A 23,618-nucleotide genomic window follows, 5' to 3' on the forward strand; every position below is an offset into this window, starting at 1 on the left:
CGATTACTTTGATGTTACCTGTGCAATGGCTACCGTTGTTTTGGGATAAATTGTTTTGTGCTGTATTAGTGTTCGGCTCTTGGCCGCTAGTAATGCCGTTGTCTCGCATACGTTTCCTACTCCTATAGTTCCTTTTACAAAATTTGATTCTTCTAATTTTTCTTCTTCAATGAGTGGTGCCATATCGTCCTGCGTATAGAACACGATAGGCCACCCCATAATTTGCATAGCCTCTAAAAGGCCTACTTCATCTTGTTTTACGATGACCGATGCAGCCGTTACGAGGCTCTTTGGTGAAAGCTTATGTACTGCTAGCGATTGTTGAATGGCGTCAAGGATCAATTCCTTTGGTGTGCCTCGACGACAACCAATACCCATCGTATACGTACGAGGGCGCAAAATCAATTGATGAACATATTCGGTAATTACTTTGTCCGTAATGACTACGCGAGAAGAATCCTCTTCAGCACTTTCATTTTTACATGGTGTTTCACCAAGTTGCTCCATAGAAACAACATGAACCGATCCATGTTCGCCAATATGAGCTTTCGCAGCTTGCTCTAAATGTGCTGCATTCGGTAAGCTTTCATCGATATAATAATCAATACACTCTCCCCCAACGATGGCAGAGTTCACATTGATTAAGGTTTGAAAATCATCTACCAACAAATGCTCGTGGCGCGCCAACACGTCAGGCGCAGGCAATCCGTTTACATCCGTTGCGGTTGTAATAACAGGGTCCGCATCGATGGCCAGCGAAATGGACTGCGTCCATTCGTTGGCGCCCCCAAGGTGTCCAGATAATAAACTGATTACATGGTGCCCCACTTCGTCCATTACGACTACCGCAGGATCCTTGGATTTATGCTCAATATATGGTGCAATCATGCGCACTACGATGCCAAGCGCCATAATGCATAATACTTGATCGTAATCCTTGAAAATCTGTCCAATATGATTTTTAAGGGAATCAAAATAAATAGCCTCACCACCAGAGGGACGGTTTTCTTTTTCAAAGCAATCCGCATGAGGTGCCACCAAAGACTTGATGCGTTGACCCAGCTTTGCTCCTCGTTCAGAAACAGAAAGAATAGCCGTTCTATTCTTCTTAGCTTCCGTCGTAGGCACAACAGTTTCTAGATTTTTCATATTACTAGTCCTTAGCACTGCGGTACATGTGAGCAAAGCCTTTGTCATAGAGTTTAGACAATTCGTATTCACTATCTAATACATGGCTTACTACAATCATAGCTTGGCGCAATACGCCTTCTTTCGCTACGATGTCTGCAATGGTTTCCAATGTGCCACGAATAATGCGTTGGTCTGGCCAAGAAGCTTTTACCACGATAGCCACTGGAGTCGTTTTGTCATAACCGCCCTCGATAAGTTCAGCTACAACCTTATCTAACATTTGAACACTAAGGAAAATACACATTGTCGCTTCGTGGGATGCTAACATGCGCAATTTTTCCTTTGGAGGCATTGGTGTACGGCCTTCCATACGCGTAATAATTACTGTTTGAGATACATTTGGCAATGTATATTCTTGTTTCAATGCCGCTGCTGTAGCAAGGAAAGAGCTTACGCCCGGCACGACTTCATAAGAAATGCCCATGCCCGCCAATGCATCCATTTGCTCTTGAATAGCACCGTAAATAGCAGGGTCACCTGTGTGAAGGCGAACTACACGTTTACCAGCCTCAACGGCAGCTTTCATAACAGCCAACACCTCATCAAGGTTCATCGTAGCACTGTTATGAATTTCACAGCCTGGTTTACAAGCCTCTAAAATGGCAGGGTTTACCAAGGAACCCGCATAAATTACAACATCTGCCTCTTGCACTAAACGATACCCTTTGCGAGTAATTAACTCAGGATCCCCAGGGCCTGCACCTACGATATGTACGTCAACCATATTACTCTCCTTCTGCGATACGCGTTGCAGATACAATGAAAATTGGACTCAATGGGTCTAACAAATGATAGGGACCAGCCTTGCGGTAACGGCTGATGGACATTTGGTAACCTTCATACGTGAAAGGACGACCTTTCAACTCTTTCAAGATTGTATAACCTGTCTCCATCGTTACAGCAGTTACTACTAGACGGCCGCCTACTTTTAAAAGACGTTGCGCTTCATCCATGATGCCTGTCATACCACCAGCGCTACCTCCGATGATAACCGCATCAAGCTCAGGCAATTCTTCCATGCCTTCAGGAGCTTTGGATTTGATTACGGTCATATTATTTACATTGAATTTCTTTATATTCTCATTGATAAGGTCGATGCCTTTATCAAAGCGCTCAATTGCATATACATGCCCTTTAGGAGCTGCCAAGGCTGCTTCAATAGAAATAGAGCCCGTACCAGCACCTACGTCAAGAACGATGCTATCCTCCTCGATGCGTGCCTCATTCATAACGGCTTTGCGAATTTCGCATTTCGTCATCGGCACATCGCCGCGGATAAACTCCTCATCAGGAATTCCGAAAAAATGTCTCATCCTAGTACCACCATTACAGAATGACCAAAGCCTTCAAGCTCAGTTAACACCTCTAGCGTAGAGTCTACGATTTTTTCATCATCATAACTCAAGCGCTCAAGGGCTGCCGCTCTCGTTTCTTTTGGCCAACCTGCATCTATTAAAATACGCGCAATATGCGCTGGATTATATTCTGGGTCAGTTAAGAATCCCATCTTTTTACCTACTTCATATACGAGTTTCTCTGGTGCCGGTTGGCGACCGTGAAAGCTCATTAAATCCGCATCATGCCATACCTCATTGAGTCGGGCAAAGGCAAAGGTCATAGAACTAATACCTGGTACCACCTCAATAGGATTAGCAGTAAATTTCTTCTTTAAATAGGGCAACAAGCTATAGTAGCCTGTATCACCACTAACCATGACCACCACGTCATGGCTCTTGAGCTCCTGCTCAATTTGTTCGGCTAATAAACTAAGTTTACCCGTTACAGGATATGTAATTTGTCCAGGCTCTTGAAAGTCCTCTAAGGACCGTTCACTGCCTACCAATACTGTAGCATGTTTAATTAAATTAAGGCCTCTAGGCACCACATAATCAGGATTACCCGGACCAATGCCTACGATATACAAGGTATGTGCCAATGTTCAAGTTCTCCTATCTCTTTTGCATGCTTATCCATTGCCAAGATTTCGCCCTTTAAGGTCGTAATGATGATGCCCACCTCTGCTTCGTTAGCAATATAGCGCTCACTACGTAGAGAGGCACGATCTACAACACGTTGGTACACACCAGTCAATCCTTCTCGCTCCAAGATAGGGAATGTAGACTCTGTAGTTTGGCAATTAAATAACTCTTCACACACCTCTTGGGATGCTCCTTCTAAGGCAGCATAGGCCACGATACTTTCCATACGTCCATCACTCATGCGATTATGAGTATGGAAGCTACCGCTAGCTAGTTTGATTAATTTACCGATATGACCGATGATTAAGATTCGCTTGAATCCAATCTGTACAGCCTTTTCAAGCATAAATCCGATAAAATTACTCGTTTCTGCCATTTGGTTCTTATGAATACCTAATACTTGCTCTGCAAGATCTTGACCGATACGCCCCGGTACGAGAACAGCTGTTTCACATCCGTTAGCCTTCATAACTTTCAACTGTGGCACTAACGAGTTCTTAAACCCTTCTTCACTCATAGGCTTAACAATACCTGTAGTACCAATAATGGAAATGCCACCTTCGATACCAAGCGTATGATTCAAGGTTTTCTTAGCTAATACCTTACCATTAGGAACACTAACGGTTACCGTTACACCTTGACCATGGACACAATGTTCTTCAAAAACTAGCTTCATCATTGCCCGAGGCCCTGGATTGATAGCCGGTTCTCCTGGTGGCATAGCAAGGCCTGGTTTCGTTACGGTACCTACACCAAAGCCGGCTCGGAATCGCAGTTCACCAGTATTATCAAGGGTCACTGTCGTTTCCACATCATTGCCATGAGTTACATCAGGATCGTCACCGCCGTCTTTCATGACGGTCACCTTCGCCTCTGTATCGGATATAACCTCTACCGCTTTAATAGGCACCTCAATATACTGCCCTTGAGGATTTTCAATAACCACTTGGTCCACAATATTCTTATCTAAGAGGGCCAATAAACCAGCTTTCATACCTGCCGTAGCACATGAACCTGTGGTATATCCACCCTTCATGTCCTCCACTTTCATAAGGCCTCCTACACTGATAGTATTAGAAACTCAAACGAGTCTAACTAACCTATCCTATGGACATATAGTATTAAGAACGGAAGTTAACGAATTGCAATTCTACAGGGATATCCAATTGTTTTAGCATTTGGATTACTGCTTGCAAATCATCTTTATCCTTACCAGATACGCGCACTTGATCCTCTTGGATAGATGCTTGTACCTTAATTTTCATGTTTTTAATTGCTTTTACTACTTCTTTAGCATTTTCTTTAGTAATGCCTTTTTTAATAGTAATGATTTGGCGAACTGTTGCACCTGCTGCTGGTTCAACTTTACCGTAGTCAAGATTTTTAATTGCTACGTTACGTTTAACCATCTTGCCTTTTAAAACATCGATAATGGCATTCAATTTATATTCATCATCACCGATGATTTTGATAGTGTCGCCTTCAAGACTAATTTCTGCTTTAGAGCCACGGAAATCATAGCGCGTACCAATCTCTTTTTTCGCTTGGTTTACCGCATTATCCACTTCCTGCATATCCACTTCAGACACAACATCAAAGGAACAATCTTTAGCCATTTTATACCTCCTACACCTGAACCTGTTGGGCATAAGGTTCATAGCATTACTTTCATCATCCTCATATTCCAAATGAAAGTGTAAAACTACACCAAATCGGAATACATCTCTATAATTATACCTTAAAATACGCTTATTTTCTAGGTAAATCGATTTTCTTAATTATAATTGTTAGCTATGTATTAATAAGGTTTTTATAAGTATAGTGAAAGTTCTCTAATACGGTTATGCAATACACAAGACAAATAATAAAAAAACTAGCAACATACATAATATATGTACATTGCTAGTTTCTGTATAACGATATTACGTTGTATTTAGTTTATAGCTAAGAACTATAACTAAAATACTAATTAAGCCAAAACTAAAGACAATACAAATTCAAAGGAATTCTACAACCAATTATATTATAAAACGTTTACCGCATCATATGTAGGTTGTACAAGCCATTCGCCTTTGGAGTTCATAATTCCCCATTTGCCTTTAGACTTAACAGAACTGAAACCATGGTTAAAGGACTTAGCGTCTTCAATAATTTTGTTTGTATCTTTAAATAAAATATGACCATTATTATCTATGATTGTATAGCCCTCTTTACCAGTATGAACCCATGTTACAGTATCGTTGTTGAACGGTTCAATAGTTGCTTCTGTTTGAGCAGAATACAAAGATTTACCACTATTCATATCGATAAGGTTTTTAACATGATCTTTCACAACTACTAAACGATCAGTCCCTGCAAAAGAAATAGAATCATATTTGAAGGTTACTACTTGCTTACCTGTTGATACATCGAAAATGCCCCATTTCTCAGTCTTATTGTCTCTTAACGCTAATAGACCATTTAATTTATCCATTTCACCTGCATCGTAATCGCCTGGTTGAATAACAACTTCACCTTTACGGTTCACAAAGTATAAGTTACCAGCATCTTTAATTACCGTACCATAAGCTGTGATAGGCCATACTTTATCTTTTTTGCTGTCGATTACAATATTACCAGAACGATCAATATAGCCACGTTTTGCACCATCATAGGCAAAACCACCTACGTGATAATGTTGACCACCTAAAAGCGCACCTCCAAGGATACCGCCCACGATGAAGCCGCCTACAAGGCCACCTAAATTAAAGCCACTCACAGAGCGACGGTATTCAGCAAGACCATTACGGTATCTATATACCTCTTTAGATGGAGCATTAAATAATTCTTTACCAGTACCATCAATAGCTACGATTTTACCTTTAGCATTTTTAACAAAAGCACGGTCTTCGCTAAATCCAGTCACGATTTGACGGAATTGTGGAGCAATCACTACTTTATCATCAGTAGTTTTAAAACCATATTTGCCTTTTTCTTTAAACTCTACATAAGAATCACTTGCATACTCTTGAGTTGCTTCTTGTTTTACACGTTCTTTTAAAGCTTCCTCTTCAGAGATTTCTACACCTTTAGGAGTAACCCAAGTGTCTGTTTTCTTATCTACTTGAGCTAACACATTGCCCGTTTTATAATCAACATCTTTAATTTCTTTATATTTAGGCTCAATAGCAACGGTACCATCTGGACGGATAACACCCCATTTACCACCTTGTTTCATAGCTGCTAATACACCATGTTCAAGGACTTCGTCATTTTTGAAAGTAGTGCCTTTACCAGATTTTAAAGATTTAGGAGCATTGCGATAAGGGTTTAATGCGCTCGCCACATCAGCTGCGATATAGCCAGAAAGTGCACTACGCTCTTCAATTTTTTGAGGAGTCATAACTCCTACGCTAGCTTTTGTGCTTTTAGAGGAGCTAGAGCTCTCTGTACGAACAGTAGAAGTTGATGTAGTCGTTGTATGTTCCTCACGAGTTACACGTGTACTAGTAGATGTTGGTGTATCGTGGTTTGTTACCGTTGTGCTACTAGTAGATGTTGTAGTAGATGCCGCAAAAGTTGTTGTAGACATAGCCGCTAACACACATGCGACTAATACAGATTTCTTGTTAATATTCATAAACCTCTCCTTTTATAGAATAAGCTATAACCATACAGTCGTTAACATACATATATAGTTCATAAAATATACTGTTATAACTAAACACACAGTTTTACAGTAAAAAAAGTTCACACATAAATAATGTATAAAATTTAATAATTCAAATTATACTATATGGACCTTCATAAAAACAACGAACTATGAAAAATTCTTCATTTTTATTTTATTTGTTATAATAATACGTATGAAAACAGCAACAATAATCGACTTAATTGTAGATTTTGATGTACACACACAATCTATAAATCATATTATAAAACAACAGCATATCTCCCATCGCATGAGACGACGTTTACGAAGTGATGGTATCATAACAGTTAATGGTAAACCTGCTACCTGGAATACGCTCGTTCATGGTGGTGATCATCTCATTATGAAGTTAACACCAGAGCAAGAGTTTAGTTTAAGCCCTATGGAACTAGATATCATATATGAGGACGAATATATTTTAGTCATTAATAAGGCGGCTGGTATTCTTATGCACCCTACTTCTACCATACGAGATCATACGCTAGCAAATGGTGTACTTTATTACTACCAAGAAACACATCAGCATTATGATTTTCATCCCGTACATCGATTAGATAAGGATACCTCTGGTATTGTCATCATTGCTAAGACATCCGTAGTACAACATGCTTTTGATAAAAAACACACCCATTTTTACAAAAGCTACGACGCCATTGTAGAAGGACATCTCCCTTCTGTGCCTATAAGCATTAACTGGCCTATAGGTCGTAAACCAGGCAGTATCATTGAACGTTGTTGTACAGACCAAGGAAAGCCGGCTCGCACGGATATAACAGTAGTTAGTAAAAATATAAGTAAAATTAACTATAGTAAAAACAACTCTGATGATATGATTAATAATAGTAATATATGTCCAGCTGACAACTCTATAATAGCTTATAATCACTTTACTCATGTGCAATGCTTATTACACACAGGGCGCACTCATCAGATTCGAGTTCATTTATCTCAACTAGGGTATCCACTAGCTGGTGATGACTTATACGGTGGTCATCTAGAATCTATTCAACGCCAAGCACTGCATGCATCGCGCATAAGCTTTTACCATCCCATAACAAATGAATGGCTCGAACTGCATGCAGAGATGCCAGAGGATATGAATGTATTGCTGAATGATTGATCTGATATAACACCACTAAATAAATGCTAACACACAGAAATAACCCATATGGGTCACAAAATAAGACGAAATTTATGCATAAGTTATACAAAAAATATTGGCCCTTTATAGTGTTTCTTGATATACTTAACTTGAATTGATATATGATTGCAATAACAGAAATTCATCTAGTTCTTACAAGCTAGAAATATTAGCAGTCACGGTATTAATAACATGATATAACAGGCCCTATGGCCAAGGAGGACAACATGCCATTAGTTACTACTACAGAAATGTTCAAAAAAGCCTATGAAGGCGGCTATGCTGTTGGCGCTTTCAATGTAAACAACATGGAAATCGTACAAGGTATTGTAGATGCAGCAAAAGAGGAACAATCTCCTCTTATCTTGCAAGTATCTGCAGGCGCACGTAAATATGCTAAACATATTTACCTTGTAAAACTTGTGGAAGCCGCTCTTGAAGACAGCAATCTACCAATCGCTCTTCACCTTGACCACGGCGATTCCTTCGAAATTTGTAAAGACTGTGTAGATGGTGGTTTTACATCTGTTATGATTGATGCATCTCATCATGATTTCGATGAAAATGTAAAAATCACAAAACAAGTTGTTGAATATGCTCACGCTCACGGCGTTGTAGTAGAAGCAGAATTGGGCCGTTTAGCAGGCGTTGAAGATGATGTAAACGTATCTGATGCAGATGCTCGCTTCACTGATCCTGAACAAGCTGCTGAGTTTGTCCATCTCACAGGTGTAGACTCCTTAGCAATCGCTATTGGTACTAGCCACGGTGCATACAAATTCAAAGGCAACCCTTACCTCGATTTTGATCGTTTGAAAAAAGTTGGCGAATTATTGCCTAACTTCCCAATCGTATTGCATGGGGCATCCTCCGTATTGCCTGAATTCGTAGCAAAATGTAATGAATTTGGTGGCAACATCCCTGGTGCACAAGGCGTACCTGAAGAAATGCTTCGCAAAGCAGCTCAAATGGCGGTTTGCAAAATCAATATTGATACAGACCTTCGCCTTGCTATGACTGCATCTGTACGCGAATACTTGGCTCAAAACCCATCTGAGTTTGACCCACGTAAATATTTAGGACCTGCTCGTGATGCTATTAAAGGCATGGTAGCTCACAAAATCAAAAATGTATTAGGTTCTTCTAACAAACTATAATCAATGGCTAGTGGATTTTTAAAAGGAACCTTAATTTTAACAATTGCCGGTTTCGTAGTGAAAGCCATCGGTAGTATCAACTGGATTCTTCTATCTCGCATCTTAGGTGGTGAAGGCATCGGTATCTATCAGATGGCCTTTCCTATCTATTTGTTACTATTACAAATTTCGAGCGCAGGTGTGCCGATTGCCATCTCTATTTTGACGGCAGAACGATTAGCCTTACACGACTTTGGTGGTGCTAAGAGAGTATTCAATATTTCTTTTACAATGTTGACTATAACAGGTTTTATCGCCAGTCTTGCCATGTACTTTGGTGCAGATTGGTTAATCTCTAGTGGTCTCATTGCTGAAAGCCGTGCCTACTACTCTATCATCGCGCTCGCTCCGGCAGTATTCTTTGTAACATGGATTTCCTGTTTCCGCGGGTATATTCAAGGCTATGAAATGATGACGCCCACGGCGATTAGCCAAATTGTAGAACAATTACTACGAGTTATCGTTATGCTCGGTGCTGCTGCTATTTTATTACCTTACGGCTTACCGGCCGCGGCAGGTGGCGCTAGCTTGGGTGCAGGTGTAGGTGCTTTTGGGGCCTTCCTGGTGCTATTGTATTATTACTACAAATTACCTAAGGCTAGTAGTACTGGTGAAAGCTATGATGGTCCTCGTGAATCAGCTAAAGAAATTTTGTCACGACTCTTAACATTGTCCATACCAATTTCCTTAGCAAGTATCATGTTACCGTTGACGGCGAATCTCGATTTACTTATCGTACCACGTCGCTTATTAGATGCGGGGTTCCCGATGAACGAAGTAACAGAGCTCTTCGGTTACCTTACTGGGATGGCGGTGCCACTCATCAACTTGGCTACCATCATTACCGCAGCCCTTGCGACAAGCATTGTACCAGCTATCTCTCATGCCTTTGCAAAACGCGATCATCAAGGTATCTATGATCGCACTGCAGGCTCTATGCGACTAACATTTATGGCAACCGTACCATTTACAGTGCTATTATATGTACTTGCTGCCCCCACTGTTACACTGATTTACAATGCGCCTAAGGCAGAACTAGCAACGCAAATCACGGCGTTCTCTATATTCTTCCTAGGTGTACATCAAGTAACAACAGGTATCTTACAAGGGCTCAACAGGCCACGTATTCCAGTCATAAATATGGGGATTTCCCTCATAATCAAGGTTATCCTTAACTGGACACTGACTGCTATTCCTTGGCTGGGCATCGGCGGTGCCGCCTGGGCAACCGTTGCTGATATTGGCTTTGCCGCATTACTCAACTTAATTTATATCAAAAAATACACAGGCTACTTCCTTGATATTTCCCTTCTTTGGAAAAACGTGGTCAGTGCCGGTGTCATGGGTATACTTATTTTCATGAGTTACCATTACTTAATAGACATCCTACCAATGTGGGCCAACTTTATACTCACTGGTATTGAAGGATTGCTACTGTACGTAATTATCATGGTCCTTTTAAAAGGCCTCAATAAAAACGATGGTGCTAGCATGCCTCTAGTGGGTAGATTCTTTAGATAAGCTGTATATACTTACATAAAAATAGGTTCCTAATAGTCACCTATATGACCATTAGGAACCTATTTTTTTATTTACTTATTTTAATCTTCTCCTTATTTTAAGCCTGTATACCTATCATTGTTAAAATTTCCATTATGATTGGAATTACTACAACAAATAGGATGGTACTAATCATGACTAGACCTGTAGCAAATGGCAAATCAGCTTTTGATTCATTAGCTACAATTGGCAATACTGCAATAACAGGTCCTGCTGATTGTACAACAAAGGTAATGATTGCAATTGGTTCTAGAACTATGCCTGCTCCATATTGTAAAACCATAATCAAACAGAACATGATAATCGGGGAAATAACAAATCGTCCTACAATCCCACCGATGGAGTCTTTATTTAAACGCATGCTTTTTAAGCCCGCATCATGAAGCACAATACCAATATAGATTAACGACAATGGGGTTACCATATCGCCTAAGTAATTCAAGGTAGTATGCAAAATTGGAAGTAAAGGAATTTCAAAGAACAAGAAGATTAATGCCACAAAAAAACCTATCAAAGGTGGTGGTAATAACTTCTTCCAATCAAATTTAGGTTTCTTGCTTTTACCTTCAGTAGATTCTGAACTATTATTTATACTATCAATCTTATTGGAGCCATTATTAAAATTTACTTCAGAATTTGGCAGTGGATCTAGTTCTATAAGGAATACCCCCACCATCCATACGGAAATAGTGTTACCGATGTAATATAACAGAAAATACGGCAGCGCATCTTGACCAAAGAGTGCAATTTGCACTGGTAACCCAATAAACAAGCAGTTATCATTTACTACCATATTGATAAAAATACCACGTCGTCCTTTAGGAACTTTCAACATTTTCATCATGATAAACGCTACGATATATGCGATAACATATGTTAGGACAACCACTAACATGCCATATCGTAAATTCCAAATATCTGAAGTATGTAAGTGATGCAATACAGATACAAATACTCCCGCTGGTAATGCAACCGACATGATAAATCGCGATAAGTTACCGCTAAAAGTGGGGTTAAACATGCCCCGCCCTTTTAATATATATCCTAACAAAATAAGTAGTACAATAGGTATGATACTTTGTAAGGATGTTAGAAAAACCATAGTAAACCTCCCGCACAGTTCATTCGTAGTCTATCATACCATGTTTCGCAATAAACAGATACAACTATATCTGGAAAGAAAATATAGTAAAATGTATCAACTTTAACATATTTTCTCTATTATAAGTCTTATAATTATATCTATTAGTAGTGTTTTTATCCATAAAAATCTGATACACTAACATCAGGTTGTACAGATTTTTACACATATGAGGTGATATTATGACGAAACCATTCATTGGCATATCTGGCAATATCTTACGAGATAATGGTGGACCTTACGTAGATTTATTACGTTCTTACGTAAACCAAGATTATCCTCGTTCTATTGAGGAGACTGGTGGCATTCCTATTATAATTCCATTTACCGAAAATCTTGATGTAGCTCGCGAAACGGTAGCAAGGCTTGACGGCTTGCTATTATCCGGCGGTCATGATGTATACCCTCTTCACTATGGAGAAGAACCTTTGCAAGGTCTTGGTGATGTATTTCCGGAGCGCGATCAATTCGATTTTGCTTTAATCAAAGCAGCAGAAGAAAAACAAATTCCCATCTTTTGTATCTGTCGTGGTTTACAAATCTTAAATGTATATCGTGGCGGCTCTTTATTCCAAGATTTAAAATATGATCAAAACTGTACAATAAAACACTCTCAGAATCAAACACCTTCTCTTGGCACCCATACTGTAGAAATTGATTCCAAATCAAAACTAGCTAGTGCTATAGGTTGCAATACTTGGATTACGAACTCCCATCATCACCAAACAGTTAAAAATGTCGGTAGAGGATTACAAGTTGTAGCAAGAGCTAAGGATGGTACTGTAGAGGGTTTAGAGGATCCATCTTATCCTTGGTTAGTAGCCTGTCAGTTCCACCCAGAAATGATGTCTACAAATGACGATAATGCCAAGCGTTTATTTACTGCATTCGTAAAAGCAGTTCGAGAAAATATAACTAAATAGTAGGAAGATTGTATCATGAAAGAAACAGGAAAATTTGGCTTTTGGAGTATTGTACTCCTAGGCATCAATGGTATTGTAGGAACAGGTATTTTCCTACTACCAAACAAAGCATATTCTATAATTGGTTCCGCTAGCTTAGGCGTCCTATTATTTGACGCCATTATCGCAGGTTGTATCGCCCTTTGCTTTGCAGAGGCAGCCAGCCTATTTACACGTAATGGAGGTCCTTATCTATATGCAAAACATGCATTAGGTGATTTCTGGGCCTTTGAAGTAGGTGTTCTAAAATGGATCGTAACCGTTATTGCATGGGCGGCTATGGCCGTTGGCTTTGCTACAGCATTAGGTGCTGCAGTACCAGCTTTAAGTGGTGATTTTGCAAAGGATGTCATTTCATTTATCTTAATTGTAGGTCTTACGGTTGTAAATATATTTGGTGTTAATGTATCAAAATTCGTTAATAACTTAATTACTATCTCTAAGTTAGTTCCGCTTACCCTATTCATTGCAATTGGTATCTTCTTTATTAATGGTGCTAACTTTACGCCTGTATTCCCACAAGATACCTATGTAGATGGATCATTTGCACAAGCAGCAGTACTTCTATTCTTTGCGTATACAGGATTTGAAGTTATTGCCATTGCTGCAGAAGATATGAAAAATCCAAAAAAGAATTTACCACGTGCTATTATCATGTGTATGCTTCTCGTATCCGTTCTGTATATGGCAATCCTCGCCGTATCTATTGGTGTACTCGGTACTGACTTAGCAAATACCAAGGCTCCAGTACAAGATGCATTCAATGTGATCGTTGGACCTATTGGTATGTATATCGTATTAATAGGTACATTGATCTCTATGGGTGGTATCAACTTTGCCGAAGCTTACTATGCTCCTCGTGTGGCAACATCCATGGCAGAGGATGGTATGTTACCAAGTGCTTTGGCAAAACGTAATCGTTACAATGCACCATATGTAGCAGCTATCGTTACTGCCATTGCTAGTGTTTTACTTGCCTGGTCCGGTTCCTTTACAACACTAGCAGCAATCAGCGCGGTATCTCGTTTTACACAATATCTACCAACGTGTTTAGCTGTCATTATCTTCCGCCGCAAATGGGCTGATAAAGCTCGCTCCTACACAATTCCTGGTGGCTACTTAATTCCTGTCATTGCTATCGGCACATCCCTTTGGATGTTGGCACAAGCACAAACAAATCAATTATTATGGGGGCTAGGCGGCTGTATCGTAATCTTGCCATTCTACTACTCCTACTGGAAAAAGAAAAAAGCTGGTCTCATTAAAGGCCATGACGAAATGTAAATAATACAAAAAACTACCAGTTATTCATAATATCTAGTGGCTTATCCTTCCTTAGTAGAAGGTCTGTTTAAAAGATATATGTTTAATTGGTAGTTTTTGTTTTATCTATTAATCCTAAGTTTTATCTATTAATCCTAATTAGATTAGATATATCAAATGAGTAGTATCGACTAATATAGATCCTCTTCAATAATAGTTTCCTTCGTTAAGTCCTCTTCGATATAACCAACCTCTTCAGTCGCTTCATCTTCATCACGGGTGTCGATATAGATACTGATAAGAGCTAATGCTCCCTCTTCATTGAGGGTAGCAATGGCACTCATAGGGCCGTAGGTTAAGATTAATCCATCCTCTTCATCTCGAATGATATGAGGCACCGCATCAAAGTGTTGATTCATTAATTGATCAAAGTAATCCTCTACATCAAGACCGCTTTCAAGGGTAATGGATTCAGCATCACCTTTTTGGAATACAACGCGCGTGTCTTCATCGATATATTGATAGAAATCATCAATATCTACATTTGCCGTTTCTAACCACATACTAAGGACTGTAATCCAGTCTTTCACAGTGGTTGGTGCAGAAATAAAAGCATATTCGCTTTCATCAGTGCCAAAACGAAGATCATCATACTCAATACTATAATTTTCTTGGCTTGAAACGATACGATCTACAAGGCCTTCATCATTTACGTCTACAAAAATCATGTACACATAGTTATCGTCACTTTCATAAGAAACGGTTAAACCATGACGACCCTCGTGAAATAGCGCATCCTCCTCATACACATCGGTAATATGCATGACCTTGCACGTAACAGGCACATTATCAGCCTTAATAGACTCAGCCATAGAGGACAAAAACTCAATCGTTTCATTTCGATTACGACCGATAATACCTCGACCTGTGGACATGTATTCACAATCCTTAGCCAAAATGTTTTCAATACCATGAATATCTGCGGACTCAAGAATAGATTTTATCAATAAAAGAGCTTGTATTTCAGTCATACTACGCCTCCTATACACTGTACTTATACTCCTTATTATTGTAACACAATTATAGTAACTAATAGGTCTATTCTCTTGATTTTCTACATATTTATCATATACTTAAAAAGTACATATTGATTTAATATCGGAGGCTCCTATGAAATATACGACTATCGTTTTTGACTGCGACGGCACATTGCTCAATACGGCTACAGATTTAGCTAACGCCGTAAATCATGTTCTACGTACACATAACTTCCCGGAAAAATCTCTAGCAGAGATAAAAGCAGCACTCGGTAATGCAGTAACATATTTAATGCGTCAGTGTCTCCCAAGTACAGTAGCTGATCATGAATTAGAGCCATACATTGAGGAATTCAAAGCTTACTATGGTAAGCATTTAAAAGACACAACAGCGCCCTACCCAGACATCCTAGATATGCTAGATGTATTACGTGAAAAGGGCTATAAATTAGCTATCGTATCCAACAAAATCCAAGAAGGTGTAACACCACTCAATAAAGAGTACTTTGGCGACCGCTTACCTGTTGCCATTGGTGAAAGACCTGGCTTACAACGTAAACCAGCACCAGACATGGTACTTCAAGCGTTAAAAGAACTAAGGTCTACACCAGAAGAATCTATTTATGTAGGTGACTCTGAAGTTGACGTAGCTACTGCGAAAAACTCTGGTCTACTCTGTATCGGTGTTACATGGGGCTTTAGAGAAGAATCCCTCCACCAAGAACTAGGCGTAACACATATTGCCCGAAAAGCAGATGATATTCTAAGCATTATTGAAACCTTAAATAAATAATATATACACCGTTTCATAGAATTTATAATAAGATTAGTCATATTCAAGGCACTACTCATATATTGAGTATAGTCATTGATATATTCTAAATTCTTATCAATAATCTATAGCAAATTCATATACATAAGAGTTCATATACATAAGAGATTTATAAATTAAAATCGTACAAAAATAGGAGTTAAAATTTTAAACTTCTCATTTTGTACGGTTTTTCTTTTATTTACTCAATTTTATTTCATTTTTCACATTATATATTTTACGCATAGCTCCTATACCAGATCTATTGTCTTAAAAATGTGATGTATGTTACATTTGTAGGGCAGTGCTTTCACATAGATACGCCGTCAATTCAATAGCTAGTGTATTGAACAGAAGATAACCGCACAATATCATGTGAATATTTTACTGTATGGTTGTAGTTAGTTGACAGAGAAATGAGGAACAAATGGAAAATGAAGTAAGAAAAGTTGAAATGAGCGAAAATGTAGCAGATCCTACTGGTCTTGGTCTACTTGGTCTCGCTGTAGTATGTTTTGTGGTATCCACGTCCCGCGTAGGCTGGTCTGGCCCAACAACATCCGTTTTTATCCCTTGGGCAGTTTTATTAGGTTCTTTGGCCCAATTAATGGCAAGTTATTTTGATTTCAAGAGGAACAATGCTTTCGGCTCCGTTGTATTCGGTGCATACGGTTTATTCTGGTCCGCTATGACTGGTATTTGGTTGATTCAAATGGGTGCCTTCGGTCCTGAAATTCAAAAAGGTTTCGATGTAACACAATTAGCATTCGCTTTTGTGGGCTTTTTAATCTTCTCTATCTTTGGTACTATTGCATCTTTGAAAACAAATAAAGTTGTATTCGCTATTATGCTACTAATCTGTTTCCTATTCTTTGGTCTTTCAACAGATCTATTCTTGGGTGGTCGCACAGGATTCTTTGCTCTTGTAGCATGGTCTGAACTATTCATCTCCCTATTGGGCTTCTACGGTTCCGGTGCTGTATTAGTTAATAAAGTATTTGGCAAAACTGTATTTCCTATGGGTAAAAGTATTTTGTAATAGTTTTATAACTATATAAATTACTTGCACGACAAAAGAGGTTCCTGATGGTCACAAGTTGAATTTCAGTCATAAGTTACCTCGCATAATACAACAGCCAACCACATTACATTATTGTAACATAGTCGGCTGTGTATAAATACAGAAAGCTATATTAAAGATCTAATTTAGCCATCATTTTATTAATTTGTTCTTGCATGGTATTGATTTTTTCGTCTTGTTGTTTAAGCTTTTCATCTTGGTCGTTAATAACCTTAATAAGCCCTGCCTTGGAATACTCCGCATAAGGATTACCTTTGCCAAATTTCAAACTAACACCTAGATTAAGGAGATCTTCGCCTCCACCGAAGCTTCCGCCAACAGAGAATAAAGCTTTACTATTAGGGCGATAGAAAATACCAAGCGCCATGGCATTAGCGCCACGATAATTGCCATACCCGGCAGCAATATTCCATTTATCATATGGATCAAACTCCTGTGGATGTAGTGCAGCTAGTGCTGCCGCGCCTGCCCCTACACGCTTAACTCGACTATCCACCTGATTAATATGAGTATCCACTTGACTGAATCGGTGTTCCATAGTAGATGCAGATTCTGTGGCAATCCGTTTTAATTGAGCTACATTGACCGCATCTGTATCTTCACTACCGGCTGCAACATTCGTAATTTGGCGTGTCAAAACCGTATTCCCTGTTGAATCTCCTACCGAAAGGGCTGCTGCTGTGGACTTCCAAGTTGGGGAACCTTCTGTAGAGGTAGCATTTCTAGAAGGATCATAGCCAGCAATCCCTTTATCTCTAGAGGCTACTGAATCACTACCTAACGCTACACCACCATTATTTTTAACATCCGTATTATATCCGAGCATAACAGCATTTTCAATATTAGCCGTATTGCGTCTCGTAGGAACTATTTCCTTAACCGTATATTTAGTTTCACTACCATCCCAAGAATTTTTAAGGGTCTTTGTTACTTCTTTTTCCTCTGAAGCCATAGAGCCTAGTACGACATTATGTTTGCCACCATCAAGCTTATGAAAATCACCGATAACCACATTGTCTTCGCCATTTTTTAGACTATTACCTGTCCCAACTATTGTAGTTCGGCTAATGTTACTACCTTCATTGCCATATCCACTCATGTTATTATAAACATTCATGTGCCCTTCTTGGCCTTTTAACGCATTATTAGTACCCGATATTTGGGAACGCATCGTATAATCAACGCTATTACTATTGCCTAAAATAGATACGGCTCCGGCATGACCCGCCATATAGGCCTTCATGTTTTTACGACCAGCCTCTACGGTTCCTTCATGATTTCCATTTATCTTATCCATACCGGCTATTTCAGCGCTTTCAAGATAAAAGTTCCCCAAAGTAGTCCCTAATTCAGGAAGAGGTATCACAGAGGCCTTAGAATTTGTTACTTCATTCCCGGAACCTACAATCATGGTTCCTGTTGATCCAGAGGCTCTATTCAAACTACCGGTTATCGTATTACCGATACTATCGGCTTCATCATTTTCAGTTGAAGTACTTTCAATACTATTAAAACTACCATAGGATGACGAAAATGCTCCCGATGAACGACTCATTTCCGTTCCGCCCTCTATAACGGAACCATGACCGGTTAGGGTTTGGAAAATACTATTTGCCTTTGAGTGATTACCAATGACTACACTGCCTCCTGAAGAATTGGCTGAGTGATATCCAATGATAGTACTACTTCTACCGACTGTATATTTTTTATCCCTCGGATCACTTTCTGATTTTTCGGCCTGTTCCGCCGGAGACATACTGCCTATAACAACAGAATCTCTTATGGTATCAAGATTTTGATTGTCCCCGATAACAATACCTGCAGCAGGACCGCCAGCAGACTCTACACTATATTCAGCTTTGTTATTGTTCCCAATAACGGTCAATGAATCCCATTCATTTCGATAGGTATCATTACCACGAAGGAAATTGCCTCTACCGATTGTCAAATCAGACGTATTCGACTCCCGCCCTGTTTTATGCTTATAATCCGTAACAGTTCCCTTATCACGAGCAATTAATGTGTTATTGTCACCAATAACATGCTGTCTACGACTACCTTGAACGGTATTGTTTGAACCTACAATTCGCACATCTTCACTGCCCATGGAGTTAACTGGTTTCCCCTTCTCGTTTGGAAAGGTTTTACTGATTGTGTTATTATCCCCTACGATAGTAGCATTTTTACCACTAGTTACCGTATTCTTTTTACCGGTAATATTGGTATTATCACTAGCTAAATACTCATTACCATTACCATCAGTAACAGGAGTTTCGCCATAAACAGGACTACCCCATAAACAACCGCACGTACTTGTTACTAAAACAGCAGTCAAGAGAGCTTTATACCTGCTTGGCTGTTGCCCCATTTTCTTTTCCATGTTCTACGCCCCTTTTACATAACAACACAAAAAATACATCACATAATAACAAATGTTTCTAATTAAAGGGTACGCCTATTACATAGGGCTTGTCAAAATGTTAAAAATTATGCGCTAAGCCTTTTGATTTTCTCAACGTACATCATATATCAACACATCATTTATCACTAATTCTAATAAATGATTATGTGAATATAATTTCATAATTGAACTCAATTAGGAAATACCTAGGTCCTATGCACCAAATACATCGACAAGAGTTAAATAATATCCTAGATAGCATTGTACTCCTTAATCTATAACAAATTTATATACATTAAATACTAATTCTGATAAAAGCGTAGAAATATATAAGGTTAAAATCTTATTCCTCATTATTTCTTCGCTTTTTATATGTTTTTAACGTATTTCTTTATATGCGTTTTAGGCATACATCTATGACTCACTCTATTGCCCTAAAACTGTGATATATGTTACATTTATGAGGCAGTACTTTCACAATGGTTATCTGTCAATTCAGTACACACAGTATTTAATAGGAGATAACAATAGTTGTAATCATGTGAAGATTTGACTGTGTAGTTGTAGTTAGTTGACGGAGAAATGAGAAACAAATGGAAAGGAAGTAAGAAAAGTTGAAATGAGTGAAAATGTAGCGGATCCTACTGGTCTTGGTCTACTTGGTCTCGCTGTTGTATGTTTTGTGGTATCCACGTCCCGCGTAGGCTGGTCTGGCCCAACAACATCCGTTTTTATCCCTTGGGCAGTTTTATTAGGTTCTTTGGGCCAAATAATTGCAAGTTATTTTGATTTCAAGAAGAACAATGCTTTCGGTTCCGTTGTATTCGGTGCATACGGCTTATTCTGGTCCACTATGGCAGGTGTATGGCTCATTCAAATGGGCGCCTTTGGTGCAGAACTACAAAAAGGTTTTGATGTAACACAATTAGCATTCGCATTTTTAGGCTTTTTGATTTTCTCCATCTTTGGTACAATCGCATCTTTGAAAACAAACAAAGTTGTATTTACTATCATGGTTCTTATCTGCTTCCTATTCTTCGGACTTTCAACAGACTTATTTTTAGGTGGTCGCACAGGCTTCTTCGCTCTTACAGCATGGTCTGAATTATTCATCTCCCTCTTGGGCTTCTACGGTTCCGGTGCGGTACTTGTAAACAAAGTATTCGGTAAAACTATATTCCCTATGGGTAAAAGTATTTTGTAATAGTTTTATAACTATATAATACAAACACAATAAAAGAGGTTTCCAATGGTCACTAGTTGACTATTGGGAACCTCTTTACTATTTGCTTTTACTATACCTATTTAGCTAAATATTGTAGGCCCACTGAATATAATAGGCTGAACAAATATTGGGATCTGAAGGATTATAGCTTATTTATGACTGAACTGCGCATCCATAATCATTTGGCGCAACTGTTCAATACGAATACCTTTAGGTAACTTATGTCGATAAAACTGTAAATTATAGTAGTATCTAGTATCTCCATAATCTGTAACTAATACCATATCCGTTCGATACTCTAATGGCCACCCATACATAAATTCCATAAATAAACTACGCACGCCATCATTGTTGACCTCTATTACATCATGCTTAACAGGTATAATACCATCTTAACTGTAGGTTCTGGAATCGTTCTATCTTTAATAATTTTCTTAACCTCTTTATCTAAGGATGTACTGCCATTATCAACGGATCTAGCCTTTACATGCATAAATACCCCATCAGAGGTTCTAAACACCCTACCATTAATGTCCTTTGTTTCGCCCTGCGTTTCAATAGCATCCTTTAATACTCGAAATTGATAAGGGCCATAAATCTTTGTGTCTGTAATAGCATCTAATGCCTCATCATATTGGCCATTATGTACATTCGTAACATGTATCAGAGGCTTTATATCGCTAGCTTGTGAAAGCAATGGTGACACTAAACATAACCCAAGACTTAGTAATGTAATACAATGTTTCATAAATACGTCCCCCCTATTGAACAGTAGTATTAACTGTATTTTAACATATTTTATGAAAACGATTACAAAACGAAAGAGGTTCCTATTGGTCACCTAAGTGACTATTAGGAACCTCTTATCTATTTACTTTAATTATTAACACCACTATATTGAACTTGAGGCCTCTAAATATGTCCAGCCTTTGCTAATCAACTCGAGGATTGGCGGTGTGTGAACGCATGAAAAAAGGCCCGACTGTGAAGTCAGCCCGTTTCTTCAAATACATTTTCGAGAAGCGAGAGCTGGCGTCCAAACCATTTATGCCTCACTTTGATATAAATTATATCATATCTAAACAAGGAAAGAAATCCAAGGATTTTTTTCCTTGTTTCAATTATAAATCTTCATAGTGCATACGATAGTGACTTAGATCACCGACAAAACATATTATCAATTGCTATATTTATGATATATTCCTACTGGGCTGACGGATGCGTAGAATTGACTACATGCACAGTAGCACACACATCGTGTGATAGCCGACCGTCTGGGCAAGCTTTTGTTCAGATGGTCTTTTTTATTGACTTCTCGTAACAAAGGCTTCTTTATCTATATTTGAGTATCTCATTTATACGAAAGGAGTTTTCTTATGAGAAATCGTTGGTTTATTGCATTAGCAGCCATTGGTCTACACATATCCATTGGTAGCGTATACGCATGGAGCGTACTTACACGTCCAATCATGGTAGATATGGGTTTTACCTTATCGCAAACAACATGGACATTCTCATTAGCCATTTTAATGCTCGGACTATCTGCGGGTTTTCTTGGATCCTTTGCAGAAAAAATAGGTCCTAAAAAAAGTGGCCTTCTCGCTATGTTATTCTGGGTAACCGGATTATTCGGTACGGCCTATGCACTTAGCATACATAATCTTACCTTACTCTACCTCTTCTACGGCATCATTGGTGGTATTGGACTAGGCATTGGTTATATAACACCAGTGTCTACGCTCGTAAAGTACTTTCCAAATCGCCCAGGATTTGCTACCGGCTTAGCCATTATGGGTTTTGGATTTGCTTCACTCATTGCGGGGCCTCTTATGCAATACCTCGTAGCTCAGGTTGGATTGGTAGATAATTTCATTATCCTCGGTATAATCTATCTCGTAGTTATGGGCGCCTCTTCTCTCTATTTGAAAGCACCTCAACAAAAACACCTAACTCGAACTACTAAAGATAAATCCACCATGTACGTTCATAACCATGGCATGCTAGCCAATGATGCCATGAAAACTTGGCAATTCAGTGCCCTTTGGTGGATCTTCTTTGTTAATATTACCTGTGGTATAGGCCTATTATCCTTAGCGTCCCCTATGGCACAAGAAACCATTGGTATGACACCTGCAGCAGCTGCATCGCTAGTTGGTATCATCGGTATCTTTAATGGCGGGGGGCGTATCGCATGGTCTACTATTTCCGATTACCTTGGACGAGCACAAACTTACATACTATTCTTTATTATAGAAATCGTCGCATTCCATTTACTCGCCCAAACAAATAGCGCACTAACATTTCAAATTTTAATCCTTCTCATTATCACATGCTATGGCGGTGGATTTTCCTGTATGCCAGCATATCTTGCGGATCTCTACGGTATACGACAACTTTCTACCATTCATGGCCGTATTCTAACTGCTTGGGGATTGGCTGGCATCGTTGGCCCTATGCTCGTATCATACTTTCACGAAGCAGGATATGGATATACTACAGCCTTAGTATGCTTTGCTCTTCTATTCGTATTAAATACAATTATTGCTATAATCTTAAAAATATACGGCAAACGAGGGCTGCATAACTGATACTTGATTCTAGTAATATAAAAATTGTAACTGCATTATCACGACCAAACCATTTAGGCTTCACTTCGATATAAAGTATCTCATATATAAATCAGGAAAAAATCTAAAGATTTCTTTCCTTGTTTTCTTTATAAAAGATAATGTTAAATTCCCCCGAACTCATTACAAAATGAAAGAGGTTCCTATTGGTCACCTAGGTGACTATTAGGAACCCCTAATCTATTTACTTTTATAATTGACGGCACTATATTGAACTTGAGGCCTCTAAATGGGTCCAGCCTTTGCTAATCTTCTAGAGATTGGCGGTGATCAATATGAGTACATTCAAAGTGTTATCGTTAATTATTTCCT

General features: G+C 38.9%; 19 protein-coding genes and 1 pseudogene. 9 read left to right on the forward strand and 11 right to left on the reverse strand.

All coding sequences use genetic code 11. From position 1 onward, the window contains the following. Positions 1-3 precede the first annotated feature (3 nt). From E7B10_RS04360 to E7B10_RS04390, 7 genes are all read right to left on the reverse strand, one after another. A complete protein-coding gene (locus E7B10_RS04360) occupies positions 4-1,149 on the reverse strand; it encodes a cobalt-precorrin 5A hydrolase (protein ID WP_004696267.1) in 1,146 nt (381 codons plus the stop codon). A 4-nt stretch (positions 1,150-1,153) separates the two neighbouring features. Beyond that, complete coding sequence (gene cobM / locus E7B10_RS04365) at positions 1,154-1,915, reverse strand: precorrin-4 C(11)-methyltransferase (protein WP_004696269.1); 762 nt, start codon at positions 1,913-1,915, stop codon at positions 1,154-1,156. A 1-nt stretch (position 1,916) separates the two neighbouring features. Beyond that, positions 1,917-2,504, reverse strand: a complete 588-nt coding sequence (cbiT, locus tag E7B10_RS04370; RefSeq protein ID WP_004697307.1) for a precorrin-6Y C5,15-methyltransferase (decarboxylating) subunit CbiT — start codon at positions 2,502-2,504, stop codon at positions 1,917-1,919. Beyond that, entirely contained in the window at positions 2,501-3,127 is a 627-nt protein-coding gene (cbiE, locus tag E7B10_RS04375; RefSeq protein ID WP_008714169.1) for a precorrin-6y C5,15-methyltransferase (decarboxylating) subunit CbiE, read from the reverse strand. Before cbiE ends, cbiT begins: the two co-directional genes overlap by 4 nt. Continuing rightward, positions 3,103-4,221, reverse strand: a complete 1,119-nt coding sequence (gene cbiD, locus E7B10_RS04380; protein ID WP_287507644.1) for a cobalt-precorrin-5B (C(1))-methyltransferase CbiD — start codon at positions 4,219-4,221, stop codon at positions 3,103-3,105. The genes cbiE and cbiD overlap by 25 nt, the downstream gene beginning before the upstream one ends. Positions 4,222-4,291: 70 nt before the next feature. Continuing rightward, entirely contained in the window at positions 4,292-4,786 is a 495-nt protein-coding gene (locus E7B10_RS04385; protein ID WP_004696277.1) for a YajQ family cyclic di-GMP-binding protein, read from the reverse strand. A 407-nt stretch (positions 4,787-5,193) separates the two neighbouring features. Further along, a complete protein-coding gene (locus E7B10_RS04390; RefSeq protein WP_187002547.1) occupies positions 5,194-6,789 on the reverse strand; it encodes a WG repeat-containing protein in 1,596 nt (531 codons plus the stop codon). A 226-nt stretch (positions 6,790-7,015) separates the two neighbouring features. Between E7B10_RS04390 and E7B10_RS04395 the strand changes: the two genes are divergently transcribed. The 3 genes from E7B10_RS04395 to E7B10_RS04405 all read left to right on the forward strand — a co-directional run bounded on the left by E7B10_RS04395 (position 7,016) and on the right by E7B10_RS04405 (position 10,719). After that, entirely contained in the window at positions 7,016-7,981 is a 966-nt protein-coding gene (locus E7B10_RS04395; RefSeq protein WP_287507642.1) for an RluA family pseudouridine synthase, read from the forward strand. 248 nt (positions 7,982-8,229) lie between these two features. After that, entirely contained in the window at positions 8,230-9,159 is a 930-nt protein-coding gene (gene fba, locus E7B10_RS04400) for a class II fructose-1,6-bisphosphate aldolase (protein ID WP_004696283.1), read from the forward strand. Between the two features lie 3 nt (positions 9,160-9,162). Continuing rightward, complete coding sequence (locus tag E7B10_RS04405) at positions 9,163-10,719, forward strand: polysaccharide biosynthesis protein (RefSeq protein ID WP_021148291.1); 1,557 nt, start codon at positions 9,163-9,165, stop codon at positions 10,717-10,719. A 97-nt stretch (positions 10,720-10,816) separates the two neighbouring features. On the opposite strand, the gene E7B10_RS04410 is transcribed toward E7B10_RS04405, so the two are convergent. Continuing rightward, a complete protein-coding gene (locus E7B10_RS04410) occupies positions 10,817-11,860 on the reverse strand; it encodes an AEC family transporter (protein WP_287507639.1) in 1,044 nt (347 codons plus the stop codon). 221 nt (positions 11,861-12,081) lie between these two features. On the opposite strand from E7B10_RS04410, the gene E7B10_RS04415 reads away from it, so the two are divergent. After that, positions 12,082-12,822, forward strand: coding sequence for a gamma-glutamyl-gamma-aminobutyrate hydrolase family protein (locus E7B10_RS04415; RefSeq protein ID WP_287507637.1), 741 nt, complete (start codon positions 12,082-12,084; stop codon positions 12,820-12,822). A gap of 15 nt (positions 12,823-12,837) precedes the next feature. Continuing rightward, the gene (locus E7B10_RS04420; protein ID WP_287507635.1) at positions 12,838-14,145 is read left to right on the forward strand and encodes an APC family permease; all 1,308 of its coding nucleotides are present in this window, start codon (positions 12,838-12,840) and stop codon (positions 14,143-14,145) included. 170 nt (positions 14,146-14,315) lie between these two features. On the opposite strand, the gene E7B10_RS04425 is transcribed toward E7B10_RS04420, so the two are convergent. Then, positions 14,316-15,155, reverse strand: coding sequence for a hypothetical protein (locus tag E7B10_RS04425; protein ID WP_287511147.1), 840 nt, complete (start codon positions 15,153-15,155; stop codon positions 14,316-14,318). Positions 15,156-15,294: 139 nt separating this feature from the next. Between E7B10_RS04425 and E7B10_RS04430 the strand changes: the two genes are divergently transcribed. Together E7B10_RS04430 and E7B10_RS04435 are read left to right on the forward strand one after the other, a co-directional pair. Beyond that, positions 15,295-15,954, forward strand: a complete 660-nt coding sequence (locus tag E7B10_RS04430; RefSeq protein ID WP_008714188.1) for an HAD family hydrolase — start codon at positions 15,295-15,297, stop codon at positions 15,952-15,954. A gap of 445 nt (positions 15,955-16,399) precedes the next feature. Then, the gene (locus tag E7B10_RS04435) at positions 16,400-17,011 is read left to right on the forward strand and encodes an acetate uptake transporter (protein WP_008714190.1); all 612 of its coding nucleotides are present in this window, start codon (positions 16,400-16,402) and stop codon (positions 17,009-17,011) included. A 154-nt stretch (positions 17,012-17,165) separates the two neighbouring features. On the opposite strand, the gene E7B10_RS04440 is transcribed toward E7B10_RS04435, so the two are convergent. Next, positions 17,166-19,433 (reverse strand): YadA-like family protein, encoded by a 2,268-nt coding sequence (locus tag E7B10_RS04440; RefSeq protein WP_024062656.1) that lies wholly within the window; start codon positions 19,431-19,433, stop codon positions 17,166-17,168. Between the two features lie 640 nt (positions 19,434-20,073). Between E7B10_RS04440 and E7B10_RS04445 the strand changes: the two genes are divergently transcribed. Beyond that, positions 20,074-20,658: an acetate uptake transporter gene (locus tag E7B10_RS04445; protein WP_008714193.1), complete on the forward strand. Its 585-nt coding sequence runs from the start codon at positions 20,074-20,076 to the stop codon at positions 20,656-20,658. Positions 20,659-20,828: 170 nt separating this feature from the next. On the opposite strand, the pseudogene E7B10_RS09570 reads toward E7B10_RS04445, so the two are convergent. Continuing rightward, positions 20,829-21,427 (reverse strand): annotated as a pseudogene (locus tag E7B10_RS09570) (hypothetical protein). Between the two features lie 628 nt (positions 21,428-22,055). On the opposite strand from E7B10_RS09570, the gene E7B10_RS04460 reads away from it, so the two are divergent. Continuing rightward, positions 22,056-23,267 (forward strand): OFA family MFS transporter, encoded by a 1,212-nt coding sequence (locus E7B10_RS04460; protein WP_008714197.1) that lies wholly within the window; start codon positions 22,056-22,058, stop codon positions 23,265-23,267. Positions 23,268-23,618: the final 351 nt, after the last annotated feature.

The sequence above is a fragment of the Veillonella sp. genome, assembly GCF_032470285.1.
Lineage (GTDB): Bacteria > Bacillota > Negativicutes > Veillonellales > Veillonellaceae > Veillonella.